Origin of the sequence: Methylobacterium sp. B1 (genome assembly GCF_000333255.1) — a bacterium.
Classification (GTDB): Bacteria; Pseudomonadota; Alphaproteobacteria; order Rhizobiales; family Beijerinckiaceae; genus Methylobacterium; species Methylobacterium fujisawaense.
Map to the genome: position 1 here is coordinate 1 of NZ_BACT01000779.1, position 7,728 is coordinate 7,728.

7 protein-coding genes and 1 tRNA gene are annotated in these 7,728 nt (G+C 70.5%); 3 read left to right on the forward strand and 5 right to left on the reverse strand.

The window, feature by feature from the left end; genetic code table 11:
* Positions 1-744: DEAD/DEAH box helicase family protein (locus tag I53_RS22600; RefSeq protein ID WP_043354946.1), on the reverse strand; the 744-nt coding region annotated here is incomplete at its 3' end.
* Positions 745-1,045: 301 nt separating this feature from the next.
* Here I53_RS22600 and I53_RS22605 point away from each other — a divergent pair.
* Positions 1,046-1,129: transfer RNA gene (locus tag I53_RS22605), tRNA-Tyr, on the forward strand.
* A gap of 17 nt (positions 1,130-1,146) precedes the next feature.
* Here I53_RS22605 and ruvC read toward each other — a convergent pair.
* The gene (gene ruvC, locus I53_RS22610) at positions 1,147-1,770 is read right to left on the reverse strand and encodes a crossover junction endodeoxyribonuclease RuvC (RefSeq protein WP_043354934.1); all 624 of its coding nucleotides are present in this window, start codon (positions 1,768-1,770) and stop codon (positions 1,147-1,149) included.
* 113 nt (positions 1,771-1,883) lie between these two features.
* Here ruvC and I53_RS22615 point away from each other — a divergent pair, with 113 nt between their 5' ends.
* Positions 1,884-2,852, forward strand: coding sequence for a tyrosine recombinase XerC (locus I53_RS22615; RefSeq protein WP_043354936.1), 969 nt, complete (start codon positions 1,884-1,886; stop codon positions 2,850-2,852).
* Between the two features lie 155 nt (positions 2,853-3,007).
* Entirely contained in the window at positions 3,008-3,865 is an 858-nt protein-coding gene (locus I53_RS22620; RefSeq protein ID WP_043354938.1) for a response regulator, read from the forward strand.
* A gap of 216 nt (positions 3,866-4,081) precedes the next feature.
* On the opposite strand, the gene lpdA is transcribed toward I53_RS22620, so the two are convergent.
* From lpdA to odhB, 3 genes are all read right to left on the reverse strand, one after another.
* On the reverse strand, positions 4,082-5,485 hold the full coding sequence (gene lpdA, locus I53_RS22625) for a dihydrolipoyl dehydrogenase (RefSeq protein WP_043354940.1): 1,404 nt from the start codon (positions 5,483-5,485) through the stop codon (positions 4,082-4,084).
* A 67-nt stretch (positions 5,486-5,552) separates the two neighbouring features.
* A complete protein-coding gene (locus I53_RS22630) occupies positions 5,553-6,308 on the reverse strand; it encodes an SDR family oxidoreductase (protein WP_043354942.1) in 756 nt (251 codons plus the stop codon).
* Between the two features lie 7 nt (positions 6,309-6,315).
* A complete protein-coding gene (odhB, locus tag I53_RS22635; protein ID WP_043354944.1) occupies positions 6,316-7,644 on the reverse strand; it encodes a 2-oxoglutarate dehydrogenase complex dihydrolipoyllysine-residue succinyltransferase in 1,329 nt (442 codons plus the stop codon).
* Positions 7,645-7,728: the final 84 nt, after the last annotated feature.

Consider the following 7,728-nt stretch of genomic DNA (forward strand, 5'->3'; position numbering starts at 1 on the left):
GTGCGGGCCGACCCGCGGACTGTCGCCGGCGATCCGGCCGCCCTCCAGCCAGCTGGCCTCGCCGTCGATGGCGCCGAAGGTCACCGGCAGCACCGCCCGCTCGGCCAGCGCCTGCGCCCGCGAATAGCCGATCACCGCGAGGCCGGGCGCGTCGAGGTCGAGATCCGGCCCGCGGCCGGGCGCAGCGGGCTGATAGGGCAGGCCGAGGATGCGTCGCCCGTCCGCGCGCTCCAGCGTCCCGGACAGATAGAGGCGAACGGTCGCTGCCTCCATGACGGGCAGCATCGCGCGGGACCACGCCCCCGCTTCCGCGTCCTCGGCTGCGTTCTCATCGGCGCCGGGCCGTCCGGGCACCGGCAGGTGATGGACCTCATCGACGACCAGCAGGGTCCGGTGCGCCCGGGCTTCCGCGAGGTGGAGCGCCGGGGCGGCGGCGACCGCCTGATAGGTGGTGACGTAGCCGGCCAGACCCCGCGCCGGGTCGCGCTCGTTGTCCGCCGCCCGCACGCTGAGGGCGTGCCCGAACGCGGCACGCCAGAGTGGGTCGGCGAAAGCCTCCTCCGCCTGCAATCGCAGGGAATCCCGCGGCACCACCCAGACCACGCGTTCGACGAGCCCGGCGGCGATCAGCCCGTGCGCGGCGATCACCGGCAGCAGCGACTTGCCGCCGCCCGGCGTCACCGCGGCCAGGATCTTCCGGACATGGGCCGCCTCGCCGCGCGCCATGGCCGCGACCAGGGCCATCAGCGTGCGCTGGTGGGACCGCAGAGACGGGGCGGGGCGGGTCAAGGGCCGGCGAAGCAGGATGACATCCGCCCACCGTGGCCGATCCGGATTCCTTTGTGAATCCCCGGAGTCGCGGAACGTTCGCGTTTTCGTCCCCCTCCCCGAGGGGCGGACAGGGAGGCGCTCGCGCGGTGCGATCAATCGAAACCGCACCGCTCTCCACGGTTGCCGCACGCGCCAACGCGGATCAGCTCACCATAAGCGTTGACACCCGGCCGCCCCCTCACCATAAGGGCGCCGCGGGTGAGAAACCTGCCTTGGGGGAATGTCCCGAGCGGCAAAGGGGGCGGACTGTAAATCCGCTGCGTAAGCTTCGTAGGTTCGAGTCCTACTTCCCCCACCAAGTCCTTCCCGATCCCGTCAGCCCTGTTTCGCCAATGCGGCCTCGATGCGCGCGGCTGCGGCGGCGGAGAATCCCTTCCCTTCGAGCCCCTGTCCTGCGGACGCCTGGCCTGTGAGCGTGCGGCGCTTGCCCTTCGGCAGATGCGCCTGCCGAAGGGCGTGGGCGTCCCGATGGCTGGCATGGGTGATCGCGATGGCCAGCGCGTCGGCGGCGTCCGCCACGCGGAACTCGGCCTTCGGCAGGAGGAAGCGCACCATCGCCTGGATCTGTACCTTCTCGGCGTGACCGGAGCCCGCCACGGTCTTCTTGATCAGGTTCGCGGCGTATTCGAACACGGGCAGGCCGGCGAGGGCCGGCACCACCAGCGCCATCGCCCGGGCGTGACCCAGCTTGAGCGTCGCCTGCGCGTCCTTGTTGACGAAGGTCTCCTCCACGGCGACCTCGTCGGGCCGCACGGTCTCGACGATGCGGCTGATCCCCTCGAACAGCTCGCGCAGGCGCAGGGCCAGCGGCAGGTCGCCGTCCGAGGTCACGACGCCGCAATCGCCGTAGGTGAGCTTCGTGCCCTGCGCGGTGATCAGGCCCCAGCCGGTGCGGCGCAGGCCGGGATCGATGCCGAGGATGCGGATGGGGGTTGTCATGGGGCTCCACGGCTCGGTGAACGGCCCGAGGCTGCCGTACGTATCGTGAACGCCCGGTTTCACCAAGGCAGGGTCTTAAGCTCCCAGCAAGGATGATCCGGTCGAGTGGCACCATGAGCGCGCACGAAACCGAAGGCGATCGGCTGCTGTTTCCGGGCGATGCCCGCCTCCGCGCGGCCGTCCAGGCCTGGATCGAGGGGCTGGCGCGCGAGCGGCGAATGTCGCCCAACACCGTCGAGGCCTACGGGCGTGACCTCCGTCAGTTTCTCCACCACCTCGCGTCGCGGCAGAGCACGCCGACCATCCCGATGCTCGTCGGCTTGAAGGTGCGGGACATCCGCGCCTTCATGGCGGCGCGCCGGGCCGAGGAGGTCTCCGGACGCTCGCTGATGCGCATGCTCGCGGGCCTGCGCTCCTTCGCACGCTTCCTCGAACGCGAGGGCTTCGGCACCGTCTCGGCCCTGGGCGGCGTGCGCTCGCCCAAGGTTCCGCGGCGGCTTCCGCGACCCCTGCCCGTCAGCGCCGCCGTGGCGTTGACCGACACGGCGATTCGCGCCGGCGAGGAACGCGCGCCCTGGGTTCTCGCCCGGGATGCCGCCGTGCTGGCGCTGCTCTACGGCGCAGGCCTGCGCATCTCCGAGGCCCTCGGACTGTCTCGCCGCGACGCGCCCCTGCCCGGGGTCGACCAAGTCACCGTGCTCGGCAAGGGCGGCAAGCAGCGCATGGTGCCGATCCTGCCCGTGGTGGCGCAGGCCGTGGCCGACTACGTCGCCGCCTGCCCGCTGCCGCTGCCGCCGGAGGGGCCGCTCTTCGTCGGCGCGCGCGGGGGGGCCCTGTCGCCGCGGATCATCCAGTATACGGTGGCCCGCGCGCGGGGAGCCCTCGGCCTGCCCGACAGCGCCACGCCGCACGCCCTGCGGCACTCCTTCGCCACCCATCTGCTGGCCCGCCAGGGAGAATTGCGCGCGATCCAGGAACTCCTCGGCCACGCCTCCCTGTCCACCACTCAGCTCTACACCCAGGTCGATGCCGCCCGTCTCATGAGCGCCTACGCGGCGGCCCATCCCCGGGCGGGTCGCTGATCAAGAGTGCTGGAAGTTTCGACTTCGGGGCTGTTCAACATCATCTATAGACGCGTCATTCGATCGGCTCATTGCACAACCGCACTTTTTAAGAGCTTCGTCACGATCTTCAGCCACTATGAGCATGAACATTCGGATCGGCTTGGGCGGGCGTCATGGAGCTTGAGGACGGAGGGGCGCCGGCACGTGTCGTGATCGCGGATTGCGATCCGGGCCGGCGCCTCTCCCTGCGAGAGATCGTCCTGCGCTTCGATCCACGCGCCGTGATCGACGAGGCGACCTCCGGTCAGGCGCTCTGCGACATCCTGCTGCGTCACCGCCCGACTCTGGCCTTCGTCGGGCTTCAGCTTGACGACCTGAGCGGGCCCGAAGCCGTCGCCGTGGCGCGTCGCGCGGGTGCGGAGCCGCCCTGTCTGGTTCTGGTCGCCACCCGCGTCCTGCCGCACTGGCAGGAGATCGCCACCAGCCTCGGGGCCTACGAGGTCCTGAAGACCCCCCTCGATCCAGGCCATATCGAGCAGCTGCTCCACGCCGATGCCCGGCGCCGCGCCCCGACCCGGGCTCTGCTCGCCTGCTCGACCCCGGCGGGGCGCTCGGCCATCAGCCGTGTCGTGGCGCGCAGCGGCTTCGCCATCGACCTCGACGAGACGGATGACGGACGCCACGCCCTCAGGCAGCTGAAGTTTGCCGCCTACGACTTCGCCTTCATCGACGTGAAGCTCGGTGGCATCGACGGGCTCGAACTGGCCTGCCAGATCCAGCCCCTCAGCCTTCCGACCCGGATCACACTGTTGACGACGTCCGAGCTGGAGCCCGTCGCCCAGGCCGGCCGCTACTTCGGCGTCGATGCGGTCCTGCGAATGCCGTTCTACGCCCGCGACATCGACCTCGCCTTGCACAACGCCCTGGGCCTGCGCAGGCCCTACCTGCTCAACGCCCTGACGGCGCCGCCCGCACCGAGTGCCCTCCTGCGGATCGCCGACCTGCCGAACTCCAGGCGCAAGATCGCCTGATCCCGCCGCCGGCAGGCGGCTGCGATCTCCCAGCTTCTTTCTGAGGTGCCCGCGAAGCGGGCCTCGAAGGAGGGCTTCGGGGAGCGCGACGGTCTCCGGCGCCCTCCCGCATGGTCTGCGCTGCGCTCCGGCGACTCAGGACAAGGGGCAGTTCGGTCAGCCGCCCCTTTTGTCCCAGCGCCCCTGCGGATGGACGCTCGTGCGTCCGCCCGCCACTCAGACGTGGATCGCGCGCTTGCTCACCGCCAGGGCGGCTTCCTTGACGGCCTCGGTCAGCGTCGGATGCGCGTGGCAGGTCCGGGCGATGTCCTCCGAGGAGGCACCGAACTCCATCGCCACCGCCGCCTCGGCGATCAGGTTGCCGGCATCCGCGCCGACGATGTGCACGCCCAGCACGCGGTCGGTCTGGGCGTCGGCCAGCACCTTCACGAAGCCGTCCGTGGTGCCGTTCGCCTTGGCCCGGCCGTTGGCCGTGAAGGGGAACTTGCCGGCATTGTAGGCGACGCCGTCCTTCTTCAACTCCTCCTCGGTCTTGCCCACCGAGGCGACCTCCGGGAACGTGTAGACCACGTTCGGGATCACGCCGTAATTCACGTGGCCGGACTGGCCGGCCAGCATCTCGGCCACCGCGACGCCCTCGTCCTCGGCCTTGTGGGCCAGCATCGGGCCGGCAATCACGTCACCGATGGCGTAGATGCCGGTGACGTTGGTGGCGTAGTGCGAGTCCGTGAGGATCCGGCCCTTGTCGTCCCGCTGGACGCCCACCGTGTCGAGGCCCAGGCCCTCCGTGTAGGGGACCCGGCCGATGCAGACGAGCACCGCGTCCGCCTGGAGCGTTTCCGCCGCGCCGCCCGCGGCCGGCTCCACGGTGACGGTCGCGCCGCCCTTCTTGCCGACCTCGACGCCGGTCACCTTGGTGGACAGCTTGAAGGCGATGCCCTGCTTGGTCAGGATCCGCTGGAACTGCTTGCCGACCTCTCCGTCCATGCCGGGCAGCACCCGGTCGAGAAACTCGACCACGGTGACCTCGGAGCCGAGCCGGCGCCAGACGGAGCCCAGCTCCAGCCCGATCACGCCGGCGCCGATGACCAGGAGCTTCTTCGGCACCCGGTCGAGCTCCAGGGCGCCGGTCGAGGAGACCACCACCTTCTCGTCGATGGTGACGCCGGGCAGCCGCGCCACGTCCGAGCCGGTGGCGATGACGATGCTCTTGGTCTCGAGCATCTGGTTGCCGCCATCCTCGGACACGACCTCGACCCGGCCGGCTCCCGCGATCCGGCCGGTGCCGTGGAAGGTCTCGACCTTGTTCTTCTTGAGCAGGAACTCGACGCCCTTGGTGTTGCCCGCCACGCCCTCGGCCTTGAAGGCCATCATCTTCTTCAGGTCGAGCTTCGGCGTGCCGACATCGATGCCGAGATCGGCGAAATGCGTGTTGGCCTCCTCGAACGCCTCGGAGGCGTGCAGCAGGGCCTTGGACGGGATGCAGCCGACATTGAGGCAGGTGCCGCCATGGGTCGCGCGCTTCTCGACCACGGCGGTCCGCAGGCCGAGCTGCGCCGCGCGGATGGCGCACACGTAGCCGCCGGGACCGGTGCCGATGACGACGAGATCGTAGGACATGAGGCTTCGCTTCCGCTCGGTCGTGCCGCGTGTGAGACGGGCAGGGAATGTCAGGTCGGGCTGAGGCTCAGCGGCCGCCGCCGACGTCGAGGATGGCGCCCGTGGTGTAGGAGGCCTCCTCCGAGAGCAGCCACACGATCGGTGCGGCCACCTCCTCGGCGGTGCCGGCCCGCTTCATCGGGACGCCCGGGCCGAGGCGCTCCACCCGGTCCGGCTCGCCGCCGCTGGCATGGATCTCGGTGGCGATGATGCCGGGCGCCACCGCGTTGACCCGGATGCCTTCGGCGGCCACCTCCCGGGCGAGCCCGATCGTCAGCGCGTCGATGGCCCCCTTCGAGGCGGCGTAATCCACGAACTGACCGGGGCCGCCCAGCCGCGCCGCCACCGAGGACAGGTTGACGATGGCGCCCCCTGCCCCGCCGCGCTTGGTCGACATCCGCCGGACCGCCTCGCGGGCGCACAGGAAGCTGCCGACCACGTTGGTTGTCATCATCCGCTGGAGCCGGCCCTCGGTCATGTCGGCGACGTCGGACTTCACGTCGACGACGCCGGCATTGTTGACCAAAGCCGCGAGGCGCCCGAGCCCGTCGGCCGCCCTGAACAGCGCGATGACGTCGGCCTCGCTGCCGACATCGCCCTTCACGGCGAGCGCCTTGCCGCCCTTGGCGGTGATCGCGTCCACCACGGTCTTGGCTGCGGCGGCGTCCGACACGTAGCTCAGGCAGACCGCGTAGCCGCGCTCCGCGAGAAGCAGCGACACGGCCCGGCCGATGCCGCGGCTGCCGCCGGTGACGATCGCAACCCTGTTCTCAGCGCCCGACATGACGACCTCAGAGGTCCAGCACGAGCCGCGCCGGATCCTCCAGCGCCTCCTTCACCCGCACCAGGAAGGTCACGGCCTCCTTACCGTCGACGATGCGATGATCGTACGACAGCGCGAGGTACATCATCGGCCGGGCCTCGATCTTGCCGGCCCGGACCACCGGGCGCTCCTCGATGCGGTGCATGCCGAGGATGCCCGATTGCGGCGCGTTGAGGATCGGCGTCGACATCAGCGAGCCGTAGATGCCACCGTTGGTGATCGTGAAGGTGCCGCCCTGCATCTCCTCGATGGAGAGCTTGCCGTCGCGGGCCTTCTTGCCGAACCCCGCGATCTTCTTCTCGATGCCGGCGATCGACAGGTCGTCGGCGTCGCGCACCACCGGCACGACGAGGCCCTTATCGGTCCCGACCGCGATGCCGATGTGGTAGTAGTTCTTGTAGACGAGGTCCTGCCCGTCAATCTCGGCGTTGACCGCCGGCACGTCCTTGAGGGCGCCGATCACCGCCTTGGTGAAGAAGCCCATGAAGCCGAGCTTCGTGCCGTGCTTCTTCTCGAAGATATCCTTGTACTGGCTGCGCATCGCCATCACGGCCGACATGTCGACGTCGTTGAACGTCGTCAGCATCGCCGCCGTGTCCTGCGCGTCCTTGAGGCGGCGCGCGATGGTCTGGCGCAGCTTCGTCATCCGCACGCGTTCCTCGCGCGCGGCGTCGTCCGGCGCCGAGGGCGCGCGCGGCAGGGTCGGTCGGGCCTCCTTGGCGGGCGCGGCCGACGGGCCCTTGGCGATGGCGCCGAGCATGTCGCCCTTGGTGACGCGGCCGTCCTTGCCGGAGCCACTGACCGCCGACGGGTCGACGCCGGATTCCCGGGCGAGCTTCGCCACCGCCGGGCCGTTGTCGCCCACCGGGCGCTGCTGGGCTGCCGCCGGAGCGGCAGCGTCGCCGTGGTTGCCGTAGCCGGCAGAGGATTCCTGGGCGGGCGCTTCGGCCTTCGCGGGGGCGGCGGCCTTCGGGGCCTCGCTCCGGCTCTCGGCTTTGATCTCGGCGGCCTCCTTCGGGGCCTCCTTGGGGGCGGCCTTCTTGCCGCTGCCGGCCGCGCCGGCCTCGACGATCGAGCCGAGCAGGGCGCCGGGCTCCACGGTCTCCCCATCCTTGACCAGGATTTCGCCGAGCTCGCCGGCCGCCGGGGCGTTGACCTCCAGGGTGACCTTGTCGGTCTCGAGCTCGACGATCGGCTCGTCGGCCGCGACCGTGTCGCCGGGCTTCTTGAACCAGCGGCCGATCGTGGCCTCGCTCACGGATTCGCCGAGGGTCGGGACGAGGATGTCGGTTGCCATGCTCTCTTCTGCCCCGCGGGGGGCCTCCTCTGGATGTCGGGCCGCGACGTCAGCGCCGCAGGATCAGGGATGGAACGGGGAGAC

Coding starts and splice junctions, on each gene's coding strand:
- odhB (WP_043354944.1), bottom strand. CDS start 7,644: ATGGCAACCGACATCCTCGTCCCGACCCTCGGCGAATCCGTGAGCGAG.
- I53_RS22620 (WP_043354938.1), top strand. CDS start 3,008: ATGGAGCTTGAGGACGGAGGGGCGCCGGCACGTGTCGTGATCGCGGAT.
- ruvC (WP_043354934.1), bottom strand. CDS start 1,770: ATGACAACCCCCATCCGCATCCTCGGCATCGATCCCGGCCTGCGCCGC.
- I53_RS22630 (WP_043354942.1), bottom strand. CDS start 6,308: ATGTCGGGCGCTGAGAACAGGGTTGCGATCGTCACCGGCGGCAGCCGC.
- I53_RS22615 (WP_043354936.1), top strand. CDS start 1,884: ATGAGCGCGCACGAAACCGAAGGCGATCGGCTGCTGTTTCCGGGCGAT.
- lpdA (WP_043354940.1), bottom strand. CDS start 5,485: ATGTCCTACGATCTCGTCGTCATCGGCACCGGTCCCGGCGGCTACGTG.